Raw genomic sequence first — 23282 nt, forward strand, 5'->3', positions numbered from 1 at the left:
TTCAAAAGGACTCGCACTGATTTTGTTTAGGTTTACACTGAACATTGAAAACTAAAGAATGCAATATAAATAAGTAATTAAGGTCAAGTTATTAAGGGCGTAGGGCGAATGCCTTGGCACCAAGAGCCGATGAAGGACGGGATAAGCACCGATATGCTTCGGGGAGCAGCAAATATGCATCGATCCGGAGATTTCCGAATGGGGAAACCTACTTGAGCAACCCTCAAGTATCATGCACTGAATACATAGGTGTATGAAGGAAGACCAGGGGAACTGAAACATCTAAGTACCCTGAGGAGAAGAAAGAAAAATCGATTTCCTAAGTAGCGGCGAGCGAACGGGAAACAGCCCAAACCAGATTTATCTGGGGTTAAGGACCAGCATAACGGAATAATGAATCTAATAGAAGAGGATTGGAAAATCCCACCAAAGACGGTGATAGTCCGGTATATGAAAGATGAGTTTACCAGCTGGTATCCAGAGTACCACGGGACACGAGAAATCCAGTGGGAAGTAGGGAGGACCACCTCCCAAGGCTAAATACTCCTTGGTGACCGATAGAGAATAGTACCGTGAGGGAAAGGTGAAAAGAACCCCGGAAGGGGAGTGAAATAGAATCTGAAACCCTACGCCTACAAGCAGTGGAAGCACATTATTAGTGTAACCACGTACTTTTTGTAGAACGGGCCAGCGAGTTATGGTAGTGAGCAAGGTTAATGACTTAAGGTCAGGAGCCGTAGGGAAACCAAGTCTTAATAGGGCGAAATAGTTCCCTGCCATAGACCCGAAACCGGGTGACCTATCCATGGGCAGAGTGAAGTTGAAGTAAAATTCAATGGAGGCTCGAACCCGTTAGCGTTTAAAAGCTATGGGATGACCTGTGGATAGGGGTGAAAAGCCAATCGAACTCGGAGATAGCTGGTTCTCCTCGAAATAGCTTTAGGGCTAGCCTCAAGGAAGAGTGAAATGGAGGTAGAGCACTGAATGGTCTAGGGGCGCATAGCGTTACCAAAACCTATCAAACTCCGAATGCCATAATCATACCCTTGGGAGTCAGACTATGTGGGATAAGCTTCATAGTCGAAAGGGAAAGAGCCCAGATCACCAGCTAAGGTCCCTAAATCCAGATTAAGTGGTAAAGGATGTGAGGTTTCACAGACAACCAGGATGTTGGCTTAGAAGCAGCCATACATTTAAAGAGTGCGTAATAGCTCACTGGTCGAGAGACCTTGCGCCGAAGATTTCCGGGGCTTAAATCTGGTACCGAAGCTGTGGGATTCGAAAGAATCGGTAGAGGAGCATTGTGTGTGGGTAGAAGGTATACCGAAAGGAGTGCTGGACTGCACACAAGAGAGAATGCTGGCATAAGTAGCGAGAGGTGAGTGAGAATCTCACCCGTCGAAAGCCTAAGGTTTCCTGAGGAAGGTTCGTCCACTCAGGGTAAGTCGGGACCTAAGCTGAGGCTGAAAAGCGTAGGCGATGGACAACAGGTTGAAATTCCTGTACTAGTTACAAGCGTTTGAGAGATGGAGTGACGCAGGAGGATAAGCTAAGCGTGCCGTTGGTTGAGCACGTCCAAGCTTTTAGGGAGTTGAGATAGGCAAATCCGTTTCAACAATCCTGAGAAGTGATGGGGATCGAAAAACAAGTAGAGAAGTAGCTGACTCCACACTGCCAAGAAAAGCTTCTATCGAGTAAGTAACTACCCGTACCGCAAACCGACACAGGTAGGCGAGGAGAGAATCCTAAGACGAGCGGAAGAACCATTGTTAAGGAACTCGGCAAAATAGCCCCGTAACTTAGGGAGAAGGGGTGCCAGGGAAACCTGGCCGCAGTGAATAGGCCCAAGCGACTGTTTACCAAAAACACAAGTATCTGCTAAGTCGAAAGACGAAGTATAGGTGCTGACACCTGCCCGGTGCTGGAAGGTTAAGGGGAAGAGTTAGGGAAACCGAAGCTTAGAACTTAAGCCCCAGTAAACGGCGGCCGTAACTATAACGGTCCTAAGGTAGCGAAATTCCTTGTCGGGTAAGTTCCGACCCGCACGAAAGGTGTAACGATTTGGGCACTGTCTCAACAATGGATCCGGTGAAATTGTAGTATACGTGAAGATGCGTATTACCCGCGACAGGACGGAAAGACCCCGTGGAGCTTTACTGCAGGCTGACATTGGATTTTGGCATTGCATGTACAGGATAGGTGGGAGGCTTTGAAGCCAGGGCGCCAGCTTTGGTGGAGTCAACCTTGGGATACCACTCTTGTAATGCTGAAATTCTAACCTGGTACCATGATCTGGTATAGGGACACTGTCAGTTGGGCAGTTTGACTGGGGCGGTCGCCTCCTAAAGAGTAACGGAGGCGCTCAAAGGTTCCCTCAGCACGGTCGGAAATCGTGCGAAGAGTGTAAAGGCAAAAGGGAGCTTAACTGTGACACCAACAAGTGGAGCAGAAACGAAAGTTGGACTTAGTGATCCGGTGGTTCCGAGTGGAAGGGCCATCGCTCAACGGATAAAAGCTACCCCGGGGATAACAGGCTTATCTCCCCCAAGAGTCCACATCGACGGGGAGGTTTGGCACCTCGATGTCGGCTCGTCTCATCCTGGGGCTGGAGTAGGTCCCAAGGGTTGGGCTGTTCGCCCATTAAAGAGGCACGCGAGCTGGGTTCAGAACGTCGTGAGACAGTTCGGTCCCTATCCGTCGTGGGCGTAGGAAATTTGAGAGGAGCTGTCCTTAGTACGAGAGGACCGGGATGGACAGACCGCTGGTGTATCAGTTGTCATGCCAATGGCACGGCTGAGTAGCTAAGTCTGGAAGGGATAAGTGCTGAAGGCATCTAAGCACGAAGCCCCCCTCAAGATAAGATTTCCCACTTTTAAAGATAAGACTCCAAGAAGACCACTTGGTAGATAGGTCTCAGGTGTAAGAGTAGTAATACTTTAAGCTAAGAGATACTAATAAGTCGAGGACTTGACCTTTATGACCTAACACAATGAAACTTTGTTGAGTTGATGTAGGTCAAACGCAATGAGTACCAAATCTAATAGATTTGAGTTACGAAACTGTGTATATTGCATTTAATAGTTTTCGTCTGGTGACGATAGCAAGATGGACACACCTGTACCCATACCGAACACAGAAGTTAAGCATCTTAACGCCGATGGTACTTGGTTGGAAACGACCTGGGAGAGTAGGAAGTTGCCGGGCTACATATATATATAGAAGGCTCTATTACGTTGGTCGTAGTAGGGCTTTCTTTTTTTTATGACCTAACCCAATTTGTTCACGTTGTTCACAAATTGATGGTAGGTCAAACGCACCTACGCTGTCCGTTTTGTCTACAATTCGCTATGCTCATTGGACAAAAAGGCTAAGACTTATTCTATTATAAACTAATAAAAGTCATATTGTATTACTAATCTATATAATATATAATTGAAAATAGACAGTTTTGGAAAATATGAGGTGATAAAATGAGATATGAAGGTTCACTATATAGGCCACCTAGTGAAGCCTATAGTTTAATTGTTCAGGCAACCATAGGATGTACTCACAATAAATGTACTTTTTGTTCCATGTATAAAGATAAGCAATTTAGAGTAAGAAAATTAGATGAAATAATAGAAGATTTTAAAGTTGCTAGAAGAAAATATAAAAGTGTAAAAAGAATATTTATTGCAGATGGAGATGCTTTGGCAATTAGAAATGAGGAATTAATAGAAATATTTTCTTTTATAAAAGAAAATTTTCCAGAATGTGAACGTATAGGTATTTATGGCTCGCCAAAGTCTATATTATCTAAAAATCAAGAGGATTTAAAAAGATTAAAGTCATTGGGATTAGGAATTATATATCTTGGAGTGGAATCAGGATCAGAAATAATCCTTAGAAATATAAATAAAGGTGTAACTAGAGAAGAAATGATTCAGGCAGGAAAAAAAGTAGTAGAGTCAGGTATAAAACTTTCTATAACCCTTATTTCTGGTATAGGAGGAAAAGAGAATTCTTTAGAACATTCTCTAGAATCAGCTAGAATAATAAACGAAATAAATCCCAGTTATGTAGGACTTCTAACTTTAATTGTTGAAGACGGAACTCCCCTATATGATGATGTACACTTAAATAAGTTCAATCTTTTAAGTCCACGAGAAATTCTTTTGGAAACAAAGAAAATGGTGGAAAATATAGATGTAGATAGTTGTATTTTTAGATCCAATCATGCTTCAAATTATATTTCTTTAAAGGGAACTTTGCCTCAAGACAAAGATTTAATTTTATCTCAAATAGAAGAAGGTCTTGAATTATCTAATTTAGAAGAAAAAGATTTATTTAGAAGGCTTTAGAAGGCCTTCCTTTTTTTGTAAGAAATATTCTGCAAAAAAACATTGTACAAATTATTAAATGGTGATATAATATTTTGGATGACGGATGAGCCGTCGCAGTTTCGCAACACAAATCTATTTACTCGCTTTGCTCGTATAGATTTGGTGCTCATTGCGTTTGACCTACATCAACTCACTAGCGTTCGTTGTGTTAGGTCATAAAAACTTTTAAATCAGTCCTGTGAGGCTGGAAAGGGGAGAAAATAATGATTAATAATGTAATCAAAAAGTCAGTCATGTCAAAATCAGAAGAAATATCTTTATTAGGTAGCTCAAAAAAGGTAATATTAGCTCTTCAACATCTTATCGCCATGTTTGGTGCAACTGTTTTAGTTCCCATATTAACTGGATTAGACCCATCTATAGCTTTATTTTCAGCAGGTATAGGTACTCTTATATTCCATGCTTGCACTAAAGGAAAAGTTCCTGCATTCTTAGGCTCATCTTTCGCATTTATCCCAGTAATTATATCAGTAAAAGAACTATATGGTGATTTAGCCTATGCCCAAGGCGGTATAGTAGTAGCAGGATTAATTTATGTAATTATATCCTTTATGATTAAGAAAATTGGAATGGAGAGAATAGAAAAGTATCTTGCACCTCAAGTAGTGGGGCCTATGATTATAGTAATAGGAATGAATATGATACCAACAGCTTTTGGAATGGCTAAGGAAAATCTTTTAATTGCAGCAATAACCTTAGGTACAGCACTACTTATAAACTTCAAAGGAAAAGGATTTATAAAACAATTATCAATCTTAATAGCAGTTATTGTAGGATATGTGATTTCTTATAAATTTGGATTAGTAAACACACAAGCAATAAAGGAAGCTTCAATAATAGCAATACCAAACTTTAGATTACCTAAATTTGATTTAGGAGCTATAGCAATTATTTCACCAGTAGTATTAGCAGTATTTATGGAGCATTTAGGAGATATAACTACTAACGGTCAAGTGGTAGGTAAAAACTTTATAGAAGATCCAGGTTTAAATAGAACCTTATTAGGCGACGGCTTAGCATCTACAGTAGCAGCACTAATAGGAGGACCTGCAAATACCACTTATGGAGAGAATACTGGGGTATTGGCTATAACTAAAAACTATGACCCATCAATCCTTAGACTAGCAGCAATTTTTGCAGTGTGTTTAGGATTTGTGGCAAAAATAGGAGCTTCACTGTCTACTATACCACATGCTGTAATGGGTGGAATATCATTGATGTTATTTAGTATGATTTCTTTAATCGGTGTAAAAACCATAAAAAATCAAGAAGTTAAATTTAACTGGAAAAATATTATCATAATGGGTACAATCTTAGTTTTAGGTTTAGGTGGAGAATATCTGTCAAAGATACTAGGATTTACAGTAGGAATTTCCATAAACGAATCAGTTAAAATATCAGGACTGAGCTTTGCAGCTTTAGTAGGTATAATAGTAAATGCGGTACTAAATAGAAAAACAAATTAATAATATATAAATAATATATAAATAAACAAAGCCTATCAGATATAATCTGGTAGGCTTTTATGTATCTTTTTTATTTGGTATAATATAGTTATCTAAAGGGGTGGAAGAGATGAGAAAAATAGATGAAGTTTATAGGGCAGCTCTAAAACTACAGGAAGTAAATCCATTAGGTGTATCAGCTATGGAAGTGGCTAAAATGATAAAATTGGATAGGTCTAATGTTAGCAGATATTTAAATACTCTATATAAAGATAACAAGCTTATGAAAATAGATGGTAGACCTGTTCTATATAAACCCATATCTTTCCAAAGCTTAAACGAAGATATAAAAGAATATAATTTGAATAGCTTAGATAAGTTAGCAGGTGCAAAGCAAAGTTTAAGTGTGCCTATTGAAAAAGCAAAGGCTGCCATAATATATCCTCCAAAGGGACTTCACTCCTTAATTTTAGGTAGTACAGGTGTAGGGAAGTCTTTATTTGCCGAGCAGATGTATGAATATGCAAAAGAAATAAATATACTAAGTCCAGATTCACCATTTATCAGATTTAATTGTGCTGACTATGCAGATAACCCAAATCTATTGACTTCTCAAATATTTGGAGTAAAAAAGGGAGCATATACTGGTGCAGACAGAGATAAAGAAGGGTTGTTAAAACAAGCTAATAAGGGGATATTATTTTTAGATGAAGTTCATAGACTGTCGCCCCAAGGTCAAGAGATGTTATTTACATATATAGATAAGGGGTTCTATAGACCTTTAGGTGAGACCGAGAATCTAACTTATGTTGATGTAAGAATAATTGCTGCTACAACGGAAAATCCATCATCTTACTTGTTGCAGACATTTTCTAGACGTATTCCTATGGTAATATCATTACCAGATTTATCAGAAAGGACTTTATCAGAAAGATATTCTCTAGTAGAAACTTTTGTAAAAGAAGAATCTCATAGAATAGGAAAAAGTATATATATAAATAAAAACTCTATTATTTCTTTTTTACTCTACAACTGTTCCAATAATATAGGTCAGTTAAAATCCGATATTCAATTGGCTTGTGCTAAAGCTTTTTTAAACTATAAAGCCAATGATCAAAAGTATTTGGTTATAAATCAAAGAGATTTACCTAACCATGTTAGAAAAGGAATGCTACATATTAAGGAATATAGAAAAGAAATAGATGAGTTATTAAACTCAGCAGAAGATATTCTTAAATATAGTAAAGATGATGAGCCTTTTTTACAATTGGTCCATGAAGAAGAAATAATAGGAGAAGATTTTTATAGCATTATAGAGGAAAAAATAGATTCTCTTAAAGTATTGGGCATGGAGGATAATGATATAAATGAAATATTAAATTTAGATATAGAGTCTCATTTTGAAAAATACATAGGAGAAATTAGTAAAAGATTTAGGAAAGATGAGATACAAAATATAGTAGATAATCAAATTTTAGATATTACAGAAGAGATACTAATGCTAGGAAAGACAAACTTAAATAGAGATTTTGATGAAAAGATATATTTTGGTTTAGCACTGCATTTAGAAAGAAGTATAGAGAGAATTAAAAAAGGAGATAAGATATATAATCCAAAACTAAATTTTATTAGAATTAATTATGAGGATGAATTTCTCTTTGCAATGAAAATAGCAAAATTAATAGATAATAGATTTAGTATTGAAATTCCAGTTGATGAAATAGGCTATCTATCTATGTTTTTTACTAAAGAATCATCTCAAGTTCAAAAAGAAAAAATTCCTCAAATAGGAATAATAGTGGCTATGCACGGAAGAAGCACTGCTAGTTCCATGGCTGAAGTGGTAAATGATTTAATCGGAATAGAATATATAGTACCAATAGACATGCCATTATCTATGAAACCAGAAAGTATTTACAATATAGTAAAAGAAAAAGTTAAAGATATAGATAAGGGATACGGAGTTATATTAATGGTGGATATGGGTTCTCTTACAAATTTTGGAGCTATGATTTCAGAAGAAACGGGAATTAATATAGGAACAATAGATATGGTAAGTACACTTTCAGTTTTAGAAGTAGCAAGAAAAGCAATGATGAACTATGAAATAAATGAAATAATTCATTCTATATATAGTGGACCATCTATTCATAATATGAAGGTAGATAAGAAAGGTAAAAAAAATATTATCCTTACTGCCTGCTACACAGGTGATGGTTCTGCAAAGATAATTGGAAATATAATCAATAAACGGATTCAAAACAAAAATATAGAAGTTAAATATATAAATATAGTTGACGAGAGAAACTTGAAAGATAGAATTAGTGAAATAAAAGAGGATTATAATATTTGGGCAATAGTAAGTATGATAGATTGTAATATAGAGAGTATTCCATTTATATCTGCCCTTGAATTATTTAATAAAGATGGAGAAAACATATTGGACAAAATAATTCAATATGGAGAGATATGTGATAAAATAAGTGACTCTATGGAAGAAAACTTAATTAATATTAATGGAAAAAAAGTATTAGACCATACTAGAAATATTATAATAAGGGCAGAAAAGGAATTAAAATTAGAAATACCTTGTGAAGTAAAGATTGGGCTGACTTTACACATTTGTTCTCTAATAGACAATCTTGTATCTAGAGGAAATTCAAAAAAATTTCCTGAATTAGTAGATTTCATGAATAATAATATGGAGGATATAAATATAGTTAGAAAGCTATTTAAAGATATAGAAGAAGAATACAAAGTAAAACTTAGAGATGACGATATTGCTTTTATAGTGAAATCTCTTAAGGGGAATCAAATACTGTGTAATACTGTGCAATAATATTACACAGTATTTTTGCTTTATATAGTTATTTTACACATTAAAATTACACTTATTCCTTTATGAAGGTGTAAAATACTTACTTAAATAAAATGAAAAATTTAAAGTACTTGGCATGAATATTGCTTCATATAATAGTACACTGGTACTAAGATAAGAAAGGGGGGATTAAATTGTATAGTATTTTACTAGTATGTTCTGGAGGTATGTCTACTAGTCTATTAGTAACAAAAATGGAAAAGGCAGCAGAAGAACAGGGAATAGAAGTAAAGGTAAAGGCTATAGCAGAAACTGACTTACAAAATAACTTAGATGGAGTTCAGGCTGTATTACTGGGGCCTCAAGTAAGGTATATGCTTACGAAGATAAAAGCAGCAACGGAACCTAAGGGAATACCTGTAGATGTTATTTCCAGTGTGGATTATGGAATGATGAAGGGAGAAAATGTATTAAAACAGGCCATATCTATGATCGAAAGTAAATAATTAGTTTTCTAAATTAATTAAGTGAGGGGGATAAGTATGAGTGGCTTTATGAAATGGATGGAAGAAAAGTTTGTTCCAGTAGCAGGAAAGATTGGTTCACAAAGACATTTAGCAGCGATTAGAGATGGATTTTTTGGTATTATGCCTATTGTTTTAGCAGGATCTTTTTCAGTTTTACTGAATAATACCCTAGGTGCTTGGGTAGAGCCCATAGGAAAAATATTGACTCCTATAAATGGTAATGTGTGGTGGGGAACTTTTGGAATGCTTGCTTTATTGGCTACGTTTTCCATTGCATATAATCTAGGGAAAAGTTATGGAGAAGATGGATTAGCAGCAGCATTAGTTTCTATGGCATCATTTTTAATTACTTTACCACAAGCTCATGGAGATGCAGGATGGGGATACTTACACTGGGGATATTTAGATGCTAGGGGACTTTTTACGGGAATTATAGTAGCATTAATTGCAACAGAAATATTTGTAAAACTTACTAAAAAAGGATTAACTATAAAAATGCCTGATAATGTACCACCAGCAGTAGGTAAAGCCTTTGCCTCAGTAGTTCCAGGATTTATAACACTATTTGTATTTGGTGCAATAACTTATGTAATCAGTATTTTGGGATGGGGAAGTTTATACGATATAATATTTAATGTAATTCAAAAACCTCTTATGGGACTTGGTCAAGGTATGATTTCAGTAATCTTAATTCCTGTGTTAATAAATCTATGTTGGTTCTTTGGTATCCATGGTGGAAACATATTTGAGCCAATTATGCAGAGTATTTATTTACCAGCTTTAACTGAGAATTATGATGCTATAATGAATGGATTACCAGCGCCACATCTTATTACAAAATCATTTTACGACTCCTTTGTACACTTAGGTGGTGCAGGAGCAACTTTAGCACTTATAGTTGCTGTTCTAATTGTAAACAAAAAGAAAAAAGAATATAGAGAAGTAGCAAAGCTATCTTTAGCACCGGGAATTTTCAATATAAATGAATCAGTTATGTATGGTCTTCCTTTAGTATTAAATCCAATATTGGTTATTCCATTTATATTGATACCGGGAATACTGTCTGTTATATCCTATGTGGCTACAGTAGTTGGAATTGTTCCAGTTACTTATGTTGCAGCACCATGGATTACCCCTGTAGGTATAGGAGCATTTATGGCAACTGGAGCTAAAGGAATTGGAAGTGTAATGGCTGCACTTTTAGCTGTAATCAACTTCATAATAGCAGTCTTAATCTATCTTCCATTTGTTAGGATTGCTGAAAAACAAGCAATTGAAAGAGAAAAGGTAAAAGGTTAAAATATGGAAGGGTTATCCCTTCCATATTTCTACATATAAGATTTATTTTATAATAAAATACTTGCATAAAATAAGGAGTGATAACATGGATTTAGAATTAATAATAATGAATATAATTAATTATAGTGGAGAAGCTAGAAGCCTTTGTATGGAAGCCATTGAATATGCTAAGGATGGAGAGTTTCAAAGAGCAAAAGATTCTATAAAGGAAGCAAATGAAAGACTATCTGAAGTCCATAAAATTCAAACAGAGTTAATACAAGAAGAAGCTAGAGGAGAAGGAAAATCAGTATCTCTATTGTTAGTTCATGCTCAAGATCATTTAATGAACGCTATTACCGTAAGAGATATGGCAAATGAATTTATAAATTTATATGAGGTTCTTATGGAATTAAAAGGGGAGAAAAGATATGACTAAATTAGGGGTTTCTATCTATCCACAAAAATCTAATTTAGAAGATAATAAAAATTATTTAAAATCAGCATCGAAATATGGGTTTAGTAGAGTGTTTCTAAACTTTTTAACTGTGGAAAATAAAGAGGATTTAGATAATTTTAAATCTATCGTTAGCTATGCCAATAAATTAAATATGGAGGTTATAGCAGATGTTGCACCTGTAGTATTTAAGGATTTAGGTATAAATTATAATGATTTAAAAGTATTTCATGATATAGGACTTGCAGGAATTAGATTAGATATGGGGTTTAGTGGTAATGAAGAAAGTATAATGTCATTTAACCCCTATGACTTAAAAATAGAATTAAATATCAGTAGTGGAACTAAATCTTTAGATAATATTATGAGTTATCTACCAAATAAAGATAATATAATTGGTTGTCACAATTTTTATCCCCATAGATATACAGGTTTATCTAGGGAACATTTTATAAGAACAACAGAAGAATTTAAAGAATATGGACTTAGAACTGCTGCTTTTATTTCATCAAATAATGCAAGTTTTGGACCTTGGGATGTAAACGAAGGTTTACCAACTTTAGAAGAACATAGAGATTTACTTATAGAAGTTCAAGCTAAAGATTTACTAAATACAGGTTTAATAGATGATATTATAATATCCAATTGTTTTCCATCAGAAGAAGAGCTTAAAGCTTTAGGCAGGATGAATAAGGATATATTAGAATTAAATATAGAAATAAATAAGGATATTTCCAATATGGAAAAAGATATATTATTAAAAGAAATTCACTTCAATAGAGGTGATGTTTCAGAGTATATGATTAGGTCAACACAATCTAGAGTCAAATATAAGGGACAGGAATTTAAATTAATAGACCCCAAAGATATAACAAAGGGAGATATTATTATAGAGTCCAGCCTATATGCTCATTATGCCGGGGAAATGCAATTAGCTTTAAAGAGTATGAAAAATAGTGGAAAATCTTCAGTTGTAGGAAGAATTGTAGATGAGGAAATATTTTTGCTTGACTATATAAAACCATGGCAAAAATTTAAGTTAAAGTTAAAGTTAAAGGAATAAAATATAGAGGAGGTAATAGTATGATTACAAAGGAGATAGTACTGTTAAATGAGTCTGGATTACATGCTAGACCAGCTTCCATGTTTGTAAAAGAGGCTTCTAAGTATAAATGTGATATAAAGGTTATAAAGGATGGAAAGGAATATAATCCTAAAAGTATAATGAGTATATTAAGTATGGGGGCAGGAAAAGGAGATAGTATCATAATACAGGCTGAAGGAGAAAATGAAGAAAATGTAGTTAATGAATTAGCCAATTTCATTCAGAATAAGATAAAAGATTAGGAGGAACCTTATGGAAGGATTAGGAACTTCAGTTGGTATTGGTATAGGGAAGGTTTTAATATATAAAGAACCTAAGATGGATATAGTTAAAGAGAATATTTTAGACTTGGAATTGGAAATGAGTAGGCTAGAAAATGCCCTTAAAAAGGCTATAAAAGAAATAGAGCATATATATAATACCACATTAACTACAGTAGGAGAAAAAGAAGCGGAAATATTTACGGCCCATAAAATGATTCTTGAAGACCCAGAATATATAGGTAGTATAAAAGAAAAGATAAGAACTGAAAATATAAATAGTGAATGGGCAATTAAAGAAGTGACTAATTTTTATATAGAGATTTTTAATAATATAGAAGATGAATATATAAAAGAAAGAGTTCAAGATATAAAGGATGTGTCCAATAGAATTCTTAAAATTTTATTGAATATAGAAGCTAAAGATTTAACATCAATCACTGAAAAAACCATAATTGTAGCCCATGATTTAACTCCTTCTGATACAGCTCAAATAAATAAGGAAATGGTAGTTGGTATAGTAACAGAAATAGGAGGTAGAACATCTCATACATCTATTATGGCTAGAACTATGAATATTCCAGCCATAAGTGGAGTGGAAAACATTATTAATATGGTGGAAGATAATGATGTAATGATTGTAGATGGTAGTACAGGGGATATATTAGTAAATCCCATTGATGAAGATATAATTATTTATGAAAGTAAGCAGAAGGAATTTATAGAATTAAGAAAAAGATTAGAAGAAATGAAGGGAAAAGAAAGCATATCTAAAGATGGCTATAAAGTTGAAATTGCAGGAAACATAGGCACATTAGAGGATATAGACAAAGTAATTGAAAATGATGGAGAAGGTGTTGGGCTATATAGAACTGAATTCCTTTATATGTATAGAGATAGACTTCCCACTGAGGAGGAACAATTTGAAGCGTATAAGGTAGTTGCTGAAAAACTAGGACAAAAACCTTTAGTTATAAGAACTTTAGATGTAGGTGGGGATAAGGAAATTCCTTATTTAAATATTCCAAAGGAAATGAACCCATTTTTAGGATATAGAGCCATTAGATATTGCTTAGAGAATGCAGAAATATTTAGGACTCAATTAAGAGCCATATTGCGAGCCAGTGCCTATGGAAATATAAAAATAATGTTTCCGATGATTTCTGATATAAAGGAAGTAAGGGAAGGAAAGAAAATAATTAAAGGAGTTATGGAGGAGTTAAGAAAGGAAAATATATTATTTAATGAAAATATAGAAATAGGAATAATGGTTGAAATACCTGCTGTAGCAGTACATTCTAGAGTATTTGCAAAGGAAGTAGACTTTTTTAGTATAGGTACAAATGACTTGATACAATATTCCTTAGCAGTAGATAGGGGTAACCAACATATATCTCACTTATACAATCAATTTCATCCGGCAGTATTATCTTTAATCAAAATGACCATAGATAATGGACATAAGGAAGGTATTTGGGTAGGAATGTGTGGAGAAGTAGCAGGAGATGAGAAGTTAATTCCATTGCTTTTAGCCATGGGATTAGATGAATTTAGTATGAACTCTTCATCAATTTTAAAAGCAAGACATTTAATTAGAAATATTTCAAAGGAAGAAATGGAAAGTATACTAGATGAAATATTATCTTTACCTACAGCAGAAGATGTAGAAAAATTTATTGATGAAAATATAATGATTAATATACTTCCTATATAGAGAAACTAAGAGAAATCTTAGTTTCTTTTTGTATAAAATAGACAAAACTATGTAAAAGAGATAAAATATAGTTAAGTAAATTTTATAAAGGAGTTTATTATGAGTAATAGAATAATAGTTATAGGTGGTGGAGCTGCAGGAATGATGGCAGCACTAGCTGCAAAAGAACATGGCAGTGAAGTTTTAATTCTAGAGAGAAATGATAGAGTAGGAAAAAAACTTTTAGCTACAGGAAATGGAAGATGTAATTATACAAATATAAATTTAAATATAAATAACTATCATGGAAATAATCCTAAGTTTTCTTATGTTGGGTTATCTGAATTTAATGTGGATAAAACAATAGAATTTTTTGAGAAATTGGGCATAACTCCAGCCATAGAGGAAAATGGAAAAGTATTTCCACTATCTTTTCAGGCATCATCTGTATTAGATGTATTGAGATATGAAATAGAGGATAGGGGAATTGAGTTAATAACAGAAGCACAAGTATCAGAGATAAAAAGGAAAAATGGATTTAGTGTAATATTAAAGGATAAGACCACATTTATAGGTGATAAGGTAATTATAGCCACAGGAGGTATGGCATTACCTTCCAGTGGTTCAGATGGCAGTGGCTATACAATATGTAAAAAGCTAGGACATACAATTACTGATATATTTCCTGGATTGGTTCAATTAAAGCTTGAAAGCAATTTTCTTAGGTCTTTAGATGGAGTAAAGTTTTTTGGAATAGCAGGTATTTATATAGATAATAAATTGGTTCTAGAAGACAAGGGAGATATTTTATTTACGTCATATGGTATATCAGGACCACCGGTTCTTCAATTAAGCAGAATAGCCTTAGACTATTTAAATAAGGGGAAAAATGTAGAGTTAAAGGTCTCGATAATTCATACTAAAACTGAAGAAGAGTTATTTGAATATCTATTAAATAGATTCAGCTTCATGCCTAAAAAAGCCATAGAAGCTGGACTAATAGGATTGATAAATAAAAGATTGATTATTCCAATTCTTAAAGAAATCAATATAGATAAAGAAAAAGTAATATCATCACTATCTAAAGAAGAAATAAGAAAATTAACTAATATACTTATATCTTGGAAATTTAAAGTTGTAGGCAGTCAGTCATGGGGTAATGCTCAAATAACAGCAGGTGGTGTAAATACTGATGAAGTAGATAATAAAACTATGGAATCCAAAATAGTTAAAGGAATATATATAGTAGGAGAACTACTTGATATAGATGGAGATTGTGGTGGATTTAACCTTCAATGGGCTTGGTCATCAGGATATATAGCTGGATCAAATGCAGCTAGAAACTAAAGATAATGGGGGACAATATGATAGGTTTAAATAATAAATTAAATAAGCTTCAAGAAGATAATAGAAATATAAAGGTCTCAATCATTGGTGCAGGACTAATGGGGAAAGGTTTAGTAAGTCAAATGATGCTAGTAAAGGGTATGATTCCTTCTTTAGTAGTCAGCAACAAAGTATCCGATGCCATTGAAGCCTATACCTTGGCAGGAGTATCTAAAGATGATATTGTAGTAGCAAAAACTCTAAATGAAATAAATATAGCCATGGAAAAGAATAAATATGTGGCAACAGACATAACAGAATATGGAACTAAGGGAAATTTAGTAGATGTAGTAGTAGATGCTACAGGAGTACCTAATACTGGTGCAAAAATAGCCATGGATGCAATAAGTAATAAAAAACATATTGTAATGTTAAATGTGGAAGCAGATATAGTAGTAGGACCAATACTTAATAAATTGGCTAAAGAATCAGGAGTGGTATATACAGGTACAGCAGGAGATGAACCAGGATCAGTTAAGGAGATTTTTGATTTTGCAGAAGCCACTGGATTTGAAGTATTAGCCATAGGAAAAGGCAAAAATAATCCTATAGATTATAATGCTACTCCTGATAGTGTAAGGGAAAACGCCTTAAAATCTAAGCTTAATCCAAAAAAGTTAGCATCATTTGTAGATGGAACAAATACAATGGTGGAGATGGCAGCCATGGCAAATTCTACAGGATTTATTCCCGATATAAGAGGGGGATATGGACCAACAACAACTGTAGATGATTTGCCTACAGTATATAGTTTAAAGGAAAATGGAGGACTATTAGATAAGTATAAAATAGTGGATTATGCTCATGGTATAGCTCCCGGAGTATTTGTGGTTGTAACCACGTCTTTACCTCAAGTACATCATGAAATGCAGTTTCTAAAAATGGGAACAGGACCAAATTATGTACTTTATAGACCATACCATTTAACAAGCTTAGAAACACCAATTTCCATTGCAAGGGCATATCTATATAATGAACCTACTATAGCACCGAAATATAACAAGCTAGTAGCAGAAGTAATTACAATGGCTAAGAAAGATCTAAAGGCTGGAGAAAGACTGGATGGTATGGGAGAATATACAATTCTAGGAAGTATAGATACTTATGAAGTAGCAAAAAAAGAGAATTTAGTTCCCATAGGACTTATAGATAACAATACTATAGTTAAGAAAGATATTAAAAAAGGTGAGTTTATTACCTATGATATGGTAGAATTAGACACTACAACGGAGATATATAAGTTAAGACAAATGCAGGAAGAAAACAGCTAAAAAGGAGCATTTTCATATGCTCCTTTTAAATATTCTAATATAATAATTTAGGTTTTTCACCGTCTTTGAACCTTTTGCATTTATCTATTGCAGCACAATTAAAACAAGGTCGTGATAATTTGTCAGCAGTATAAATTATCCTACTTATATTATCAGTATTTTCTTTAGAACGATGATTTCTAATGGCAGTTAATATCATGTGCTTTTGTTTTTCAGTAAATTCATATTTATTTAAAATGTTTTCTGCTAAATCTGCACTGGCAATTTCATGGTTTATGTTCATTTCATATTCTTGCCATCTTCCAATATCATGAAGAAGAGATGCGGCATATACTACTTCCTTATCTAAGTTTAAATTTTCTTCTAAATTTAGTATCCAAGCAATTCTTGAAACATCTAAGAAATGAGTTATATCATGATGACAAAAAATCCTGCATTCTTCATTATTTTTATTTTTTTCTAAATATGAAATATATTCTTCATCTGAGAGAATAGAATTAATCTTTTCCATATCATTGACTACCTTATATACTTTTTCGTCATTTATGTCAAAAAGGATATCCTTAATAGGTTTTCCATTAATAATCATATCTGGAGCAATTTCACTAAGAGGAACTATAACAAAAGCCCTTTCAAACATTCTAGGATGCGGAATAGTCAATTCTTTAGATATTATTTCAATATTAGAATATAAAAGAATATCTATATCAATAATACGAGGTCCATTTATTATGGTTTTAACTCGTTTCATTTTCATCTCTATACTTTGCGTAAAATCTAATAGTTCTTGTGGTGAAAGATGTGTTTCTCCTTCAATTACCATATTTAAAAACCAGTCTTGTTCTTTATATCCTACAGGTTCTGTTTTATAATAGGATGATTTATTGGTCATATGGATTTTTTCTTGAAGAAAAACTAAAGCATTATTCATATTTTGCATTGTATCTCCAATATTACTTCCTAAACCCAGAAACACTTTACTCTTCATAATCAGACCTCTTTCTATCTACTGATACAGCAAAGTAATCAAAAATACCTGAAACAGGTGCTTCTGGTTTACAGACTTCCAGTTGAATTCTATGGATTTTATTAAAATTGTTAAAAATGGTGATACAAATTTTTTCTGACAAAGCTTCTAATAATTTAAAGTTTTCTTTTTCAACTATGAATTTTATAATTTCATAGATTTCTCCATAATTAACAGAAGAATTTAAATCATCGTTTATACCTGCTTCCTTGAGATCCAAATATAATATAGCAGTAATAAAGAATTTTTGACCCAATTTTTTTTCCTCAGGAAATACGCCATGGTATCCATAGAAAGCCATGTTTTTCATGATAATTTTATCCATTGTAATTACTCCTAACTATGGCATCAGCTACTTTAGCAGCTCTAAGATTTTCTTTGACATCATGTACTCTGACAATATCTATACCTTGATTTATTCCCAAGACTGTTGTTGCTATAGTTCCTTCTACTCTTTCATTGGGAGGTAAATCTAATATTTTACCTATAGTAGACTTTTTAGACGTACCTAATAATATAGGATACTTTAATTTCTTAAATTCTTGGAGCCTGCTTAATACTTCAATATTTTGTTCAACAGTTTTTCCAAATCCAATTCCAGGGTCTAAAATAATATTGTCACTATTAATTCCTGCATCAATGGCTATTTTGATGGACTTTTTAAAGAAATCTATCATTTCTAAAATTATATCCATCTTATAGTCTGTTCCATTTTGATTGTGCATAATAATAATAGGAACATTATATTTAGCAGCCACCTTAGCCATTTCAGGATCCCCTTGTAATCCCCAAATATCATTTAATATATTTACTCCATTTTTTATACCTTCTTCTGCTACTTCTCCATTTCTTGTATCTAAAGAGATAATAGCATCAGTTTTGTTTCTAAGATTTCTGATTATAGGGATTACCCTTGATAGTTCTTCATCTATGGAAATTTGAGTATGACCAGGTCTTGAAGATTCTCCACCAATATCAATAATATCAGCACCTTCTGCTAACATATTTAGGGCATGGGAAATGGCAGCATCAGTATATACATATTCTCCCCCATCTGAAAATGAATCAGGAGTAATATTTAATATTCCCATAATATATGTTCTGCTTCCAAAATGAAAAAGGTTATTTAGCATTTTAGTCCTCCTATTATTAACAATTATTTATCATAGATAAAACTTCTGCCCGTGATTTTGCATCTGTTTCAAATACACCTCTAACAGCAGATGTTATGGTCTTAGAACCTGCTTTTTTAACGCCTCTCATTGTCATACACATATGTTCCGCTTCTATTATAACGATTACACCAAAAGGCTCTAAAGTGTCCATTATTGTATTAGCAACAGTAGAAGTGATTCTCTCCTGTAGCTGAGGTCTTTTAGATACTGTTTCTACTACTCTGGCTAATTTACTTAGACCAGTTAATTTTCCATCCTTTGGTAAATATCCTACATGGGCCTTTCCAAAGAAAGGAACTAAATGATGTTCACATATTGAATAAAAAGGAATATCTTTTACTAAAACTAATTCTTCATGTTTTTCTTCTTGGAAGTAAATTTTTAGATGCTCTGTAGGGTCTTGATTTAATCCAGAAAAAATTTCTTCATACATTCTTGCAATTCTACTAGGTGTATCAATTAAACCCTCTCTATCTGGATTTTCTCCTATGGCAAATAGAATTTCTCGTATGGCTTTCTCTATTCTTTCTTTATCCATTTTGTATCCCTCCATAAAATGACTTTTGGTAAATGCTGTTATTACTTGAAATATACGTTATATTTTATATGAAATAAAACTTAATATCAAGTTAAAGAGGTGCTTATATTAATAGGTAAGATAGAAATATTTAGTCTATATATAGATAAAGAAAAATCTAAAAGATATAGGAGGAATTCAAACCAGAATATGCAGATAGTTGTATAATATATGATAAAACTTATTTTGTGAGAAATATGAATATAATTATGGACGGTCAAGATATAAATACATTGAGAAAAGAGGATAAAATGAAATTTTATCCTTGACAAATAATTGTAAATAAAGTATATTATTATACAAGTAAAAATGTATGCTTTGATAAGGACAGTAACAAAGTAAATTTATTAAAGAGAGATAATCATTTGGTGGAAGATTATTATAAATTATTTTGCGAAAATCACCTTTGAGCATAATACCTGAAAAAAGTAAGGTATTACGTGAAGACGTTATACTTATTAAGTGACAAGAAATATTTATATTTCTTGTAATTTGGGTGGTACCACGGAAATTTCGTCCCTAAGTCTTTTTTAGACTTAGGGAATTTTTTATGACCTAACCCGATTTGTGTTTTTTGCAAATCGATGGTAGGTCAAACGCAATGAAAACCCAATCTATACGAGCGTAGCGAGTAAATAGATTGGTGTTTGAAACTGCGTAACACAACCGAGGTTCAAAATCAATTTAAATAACAAGATGGTAGGTCAAACGCAACGAGTAAATAGCTTTGAGTTACGAAACTGAGATTGAAATTTTATATTGAGAGGATGAGAAAAGTGAAAAGATTTAATGAGTTATCAAATGAATCCGTAAAAGTGCGTGAGCATAATATAAGCCAGTACTGGGAAGAAATAGATTTGCTTCATAGATCTGTAACTACAAGAGATGAAAATAAACCTTATGTATTCTTTGAAGGGCCTCCTACAGCCAATGGAAAACCAGGAATACACCATGTAATGTCTAGAACTTTAAAGGACCTAACTTGTAGATATAAGACTATGCAGGGATACCAAGTAAAAAGAAAAGCAGGATGGGATACCCATGGACTTCCAGTAGAAATTGAAGTAGAGAAAAAGTTGAATTTAAAGAATAAACATGATATTGAGTCCTATGGATTAGAAGCATTTAATAAACAATGTAAAGAGTCTGTTTTCCAATACGAAAAACTTTGGAGAGATATGACAGAAAGAATGGCGTATCTAATAGACTTAGATAATCCTTATATAACTTTAGACAATAATTATATTGAATCAGTATGGTGGATTTTAGATAAATTCTATAAAGAAGGCCTAGTATATGAAGGACACAAAATACTTCCATATTGTTCAAGATGCGGTACAGGGCTTGCGTCCCATGAAGTCGCACAAGGCTATGAAGAAATAAAAACTGAAACTGTAATAGCAAAGTTTAAGCTAAAGGATAAAGATGAATACTTCCTAGCTTGGACAACAACACCTTGGACATTGCCTTCCAATGTTGCTTTAACAGTAAATCCAGAAGTAGACTATCTAAAGGTAAAACAAAATGATGAAGTTTATTATGTAGGTAAGGATTTAGCAAATAAGGTATTAGGTGAAGACTATGAAGTATTGGAAGAAATGAAGGGTAAAGACTTAGAATTAATAGAATATGAACAATTGATTCCATTTATAAAAGTAGATGGAAAAGCATTCTTTGTAACTTGTGCTGACTATGTAACCACAGAAGACGGAACAGGAATAGTTCACTCTGCTCCAGCCTTTGGTGAAGATGACTACAATATTGGAATGAAATATGGACTATCAGTTATTCAACCAGTATCTGAAGATGGTAAATTCACTGAAACACCATGGGAAGGTAAATTTGTAATGGACGCTGACCCAGATATAATCCTTTGGTTAAGAGAAAATTGGAAGTTATACAAAAAGGAAAAAGTAGCCCATAATTATCCACATTGTTGGAGATGTAAGACTCCCCTTCTATACTATGCAAAACCTTCTTGGTATATAGAAACAACTAAATTAAAAGATAAATTAATAGAAAATAATAATGGGGTAAACTGGTATCCGGATTTTGTTGGAGAGAGAAGATTTGGAAACTGGCTAGACAATTTAAATGACTGGGCAATTTCAAGAAGCAGATATTGGGGTACGCCTCTACCAATTTGGAGATGTAATGACTGTAGTCACACTACTTCCATAGGTTCAAGAGCTGAACTTGCAGAAAAAGCCATTGAAGATATAGACGAAACTATAGAGCTTCATAGACCATATGTAGATGATGTTCATTTAAAATGTGAAAAATGTAATAGTACAATGACTAGAGAAAAAGATGTAATAGACGTTTGGTTTGATAGTGGTGCTATGCCATTTGCACAACATCATTATCCATTTGAGCATAAAGATGATTTTGATTCACTATTTCCAGCAGACTTTATCTGTGAAGGAATCGACCAAACTAGAGGATGGTTCTATTCACTACTTGCTATATCAACATTTGTAACAGGTAAAGCGCCATATAAAAATGTATTGGTTAATGATTTGGTATTAGATAAAGAAGGAAAGAAAATGTCTAAATCAAAGGGAAATACTGTAGATCCATTTGATTTATTCGATAGATATGGTGCCGATGTTCTAAGATGGTATGTAATCTATGTATCTCCGCCATGGACACCAACGAAATTTGATGAAGATGGACTTAGAGAAGTGGAAAGTAAATTCTTTAGATCCATAAGAAATGTATATAATTTCTTCTCATTATATGCAAATACAGATGGTGTAAATCCAAGAGAATTCTTCATTGAATATAAAGATAGACCAGAAATCGACAGATGGATATTGTCAAAATATAATAGTTTATTAAAAGAAGTAAAGGCAAATATGGACATCTTTGAATTAACAAAAGTAGTAAGAGATATTCAAGACTTTGTAATAGAAGATTTATCTAATTGGTATATTAGAAGAAATAGAAGAAGATTCTGGTCTACTGAATTAGATGACGATAAAAAAGCTGTATATAATACAACTTACGAAATACTTGTAGGAATATGTAAAATGGTAGCTCCATTTGTACCATTTATTTCCGAGGAAATATATCAAAATCTGACAGAAGATGAATCAGTACATTTAGCATATTATCCAGAAGTAAATGAAGAGTTAATAAATAGAGAAGTAGAAGAAAAGATGGATTTAGTAAGAGATTTAGTAGGGCTTGGCCGTGCATCTCGTGAATCAGTAAGAATAAAAGTACGTCAACCACTTAAAGAAGTAGTTATAGATGGAAAATATGAAAAACAAATCAAAGATTTAGTTCCGTTAATTATGGAGGAGTTAAATGTTAAAGAAGTAGTATTTGAAAGGGATTTATCTCAATTTATGAATTACTCTCTAAAACCAAACTTTAAGGTAGCTGGTTCAATACTTGGAAAGAAAATTAAATCCTTTGGAAAAGCTTTAGGAGAACTTAATGCCCATGAAACAGTAGAAAAGCTAGAATCAGGTGAGAAACTAGTATTGAACTTAGATGGGGAAGATGTAGAAATTGAAAAGGATTATGTATTAGTTACTATATCATCTAAAGAAGGCTTTGATGTTGCTATGGAAAACAATCTATTTGTAATTCTAGACACAACTCTTACTCCTGATTTAGTAAATGAAGGATATGCCAGGGAATTTGTATCCAAAATTCAACAAATGAGAAAGAATAATGGATATGAAGTTCTAGATAATATCAATATATTTTACGATGGCAGTGATGAAATTAAGGCAGCAATAGATGAATATAAGGAATTCATTAAATCTGAAACTTTAGCTAAATCTATAGAAAGAGTATCAGAAGAAGATTTAGAAAAACAGGATTTAAATGGACAAATGACAGGAATAAGATTAGAAAAAACGGAATAG

Annotated in this window: 16 protein-coding genes, 2 rRNA genes and 1 other annotated feature; of the genes, 14 read left to right on the forward strand and 4 right to left on the reverse strand. The window is 33.1% G+C overall.

The genetic code is table 11. From position 1 onward, the window contains the following. Positions 1 to 81: 81 nt before the first annotated feature. The 13 genes from KQI41_RS03785 to KQI41_RS03845 all read left to right on the forward strand — a co-directional run bounded on the left by KQI41_RS03785 (position 82) and on the right by KQI41_RS03845 (position 16622). Positions 82 to 2975 (forward strand): 23S ribosomal RNA (locus KQI41_RS03785). Positions 2976 to 3087: 112 nt separating this feature from the next. Then, a 5S ribosomal RNA gene (gene rrf, locus KQI41_RS03790) occupies positions 3088 to 3204 on the forward strand. Positions 3205 to 3470: 266 nt separating this feature from the next. Continuing rightward, positions 3471 to 4340, forward strand: a complete 870-nt coding sequence (locus KQI41_RS03795; RefSeq protein ID WP_154439337.1) for a radical SAM protein — start codon at positions 3471 to 3473, stop codon at positions 4338 to 4340. Between the two features lie 245 nt (positions 4341 to 4585). After that, a complete protein-coding gene (locus KQI41_RS03800) occupies positions 4586 to 5848 on the forward strand; it encodes a uracil-xanthine permease family protein (protein ID WP_244971085.1) in 1263 nt (420 codons plus the stop codon). Positions 5849 to 5957: 109 nt separating this feature from the next. Continuing rightward, positions 5958 to 8666 carry a sigma-54-dependent transcriptional regulator gene (locus KQI41_RS03805; RefSeq protein WP_154439335.1) on the forward strand — a complete coding sequence of 903 codons (2709 nt, stop codon included), beginning with the start codon at positions 5958 to 5960 and terminating at the stop codon, positions 8664 to 8666. Positions 8667 to 8839: 173 nt separating this feature from the next. Next, the gene (locus tag KQI41_RS03810) at positions 8840 to 9151 is read left to right on the forward strand and encodes a PTS sugar transporter subunit IIB (RefSeq protein WP_195837924.1); all 312 of its coding nucleotides are present in this window, start codon (positions 8840 to 8842) and stop codon (positions 9149 to 9151) included. 36 nt (positions 9152 to 9187) lie between these two features. Then, positions 9188 to 10471 (forward strand): PTS sugar transporter subunit IIC, encoded by a 1284-nt coding sequence (locus tag KQI41_RS03815; RefSeq protein ID WP_154439334.1) that lies wholly within the window; start codon positions 9188 to 9190, stop codon positions 10469 to 10471. A gap of 85 nt (positions 10472 to 10556) precedes the next feature. After that, positions 10557 to 10889: a PTS sugar transporter subunit IIA gene (locus tag KQI41_RS03820; protein WP_154439333.1), complete on the forward strand. Its 333-nt coding sequence runs from the start codon at positions 10557 to 10559 to the stop codon at positions 10887 to 10889. Beyond that, positions 10882 to 11970, forward strand: a complete 1089-nt coding sequence (locus tag KQI41_RS03825) for a DUF871 domain-containing protein (protein WP_154439332.1) — start codon at positions 10882 to 10884, stop codon at positions 11968 to 11970. The genes KQI41_RS03820 and KQI41_RS03825 overlap by 8 nt, the downstream gene beginning before the upstream one ends. A gap of 20 nt (positions 11971 to 11990) precedes the next feature. Further along, positions 11991 to 12254 (forward strand): HPr family phosphocarrier protein, encoded by a 264-nt coding sequence (locus KQI41_RS03830; protein WP_154439331.1) that lies wholly within the window; start codon positions 11991 to 11993, stop codon positions 12252 to 12254. A 10-nt stretch (positions 12255 to 12264) separates the two neighbouring features. Then, positions 12265 to 13986, forward strand: coding sequence for a phosphoenolpyruvate--protein phosphotransferase (gene ptsP, locus KQI41_RS03835; RefSeq protein ID WP_154439330.1), 1722 nt, complete (start codon positions 12265 to 12267; stop codon positions 13984 to 13986). Positions 13987 to 14085: 99 nt separating this feature from the next. Beyond that, positions 14086 to 15312 (forward strand): BaiN/RdsA family NAD(P)/FAD-dependent oxidoreductase, encoded by a 1227-nt coding sequence (locus tag KQI41_RS03840; RefSeq protein ID WP_154439329.1) that lies wholly within the window; start codon positions 14086 to 14088, stop codon positions 15310 to 15312. A 17-nt stretch (positions 15313 to 15329) separates the two neighbouring features. Then, entirely contained in the window at positions 15330 to 16622 is a 1293-nt protein-coding gene (locus tag KQI41_RS03845; protein ID WP_154439328.1) for an NAD(P)H-dependent oxidoreductase, read from the forward strand. A 34-nt stretch (positions 16623 to 16656) separates the two neighbouring features. Here KQI41_RS03845 and folK read toward each other — a convergent pair whose 3' ends face one another. Genes folK through folE form a run of 4 tightly spaced genes read right to left on the reverse strand, consistent with a single transcriptional unit; the run spans position 16657 to position 19362 of the window. Further along, the gene (gene folK, locus KQI41_RS03850) at positions 16657 to 17610 is read right to left on the reverse strand and encodes a 2-amino-4-hydroxy-6-hydroxymethyldihydropteridine diphosphokinase (protein ID WP_216584897.1); all 954 of its coding nucleotides are present in this window, start codon (positions 17608 to 17610) and stop codon (positions 16657 to 16659) included. Further along, positions 17600 to 17974, reverse strand: coding sequence for a dihydroneopterin aldolase (folB, locus tag KQI41_RS03855; protein WP_154439327.1), 375 nt, complete (start codon positions 17972 to 17974; stop codon positions 17600 to 17602). Before folB ends, folK begins: the two co-directional genes overlap by 11 nt. Next, on the reverse strand, positions 17967 to 18782 hold the full coding sequence (gene folP, locus KQI41_RS03860; protein WP_154439326.1) for a dihydropteroate synthase: 816 nt from the start codon (positions 18780 to 18782) through the stop codon (positions 17967 to 17969). Before folP ends, folB begins: the two co-directional genes overlap by 8 nt. Before the next feature lie 16 nt (positions 18783 to 18798). Continuing rightward, positions 18799 to 19362 carry a GTP cyclohydrolase I FolE gene (gene folE / locus KQI41_RS03865; protein WP_154439325.1) on the reverse strand — a complete coding sequence of 188 codons (564 nt, stop codon included), beginning with the start codon at positions 19360 to 19362 and terminating at the stop codon, positions 18799 to 18801. Positions 19363 to 19710: 348 nt separating this feature from the next. After that, positions 19711 to 19925 (forward strand) — a binding site (T-box leader). Positions 19926 to 20177: 252 nt separating this feature from the next. Between folE and ileS the strand changes: the two genes are divergently transcribed. After that, positions 20178 to 23282, forward strand: a complete 3105-nt coding sequence (gene ileS, locus KQI41_RS03870) for an isoleucine--tRNA ligase (protein WP_216584898.1) — start codon at positions 20178 to 20180, stop codon at positions 23280 to 23282.

It is taken from the genome of Tissierella pigra (assembly GCF_018917845.1).
Classification (GTDB): Bacteria; Bacillota; Clostridia; order Tissierellales; family Tissierellaceae; genus Tissierella; species Tissierella pigra.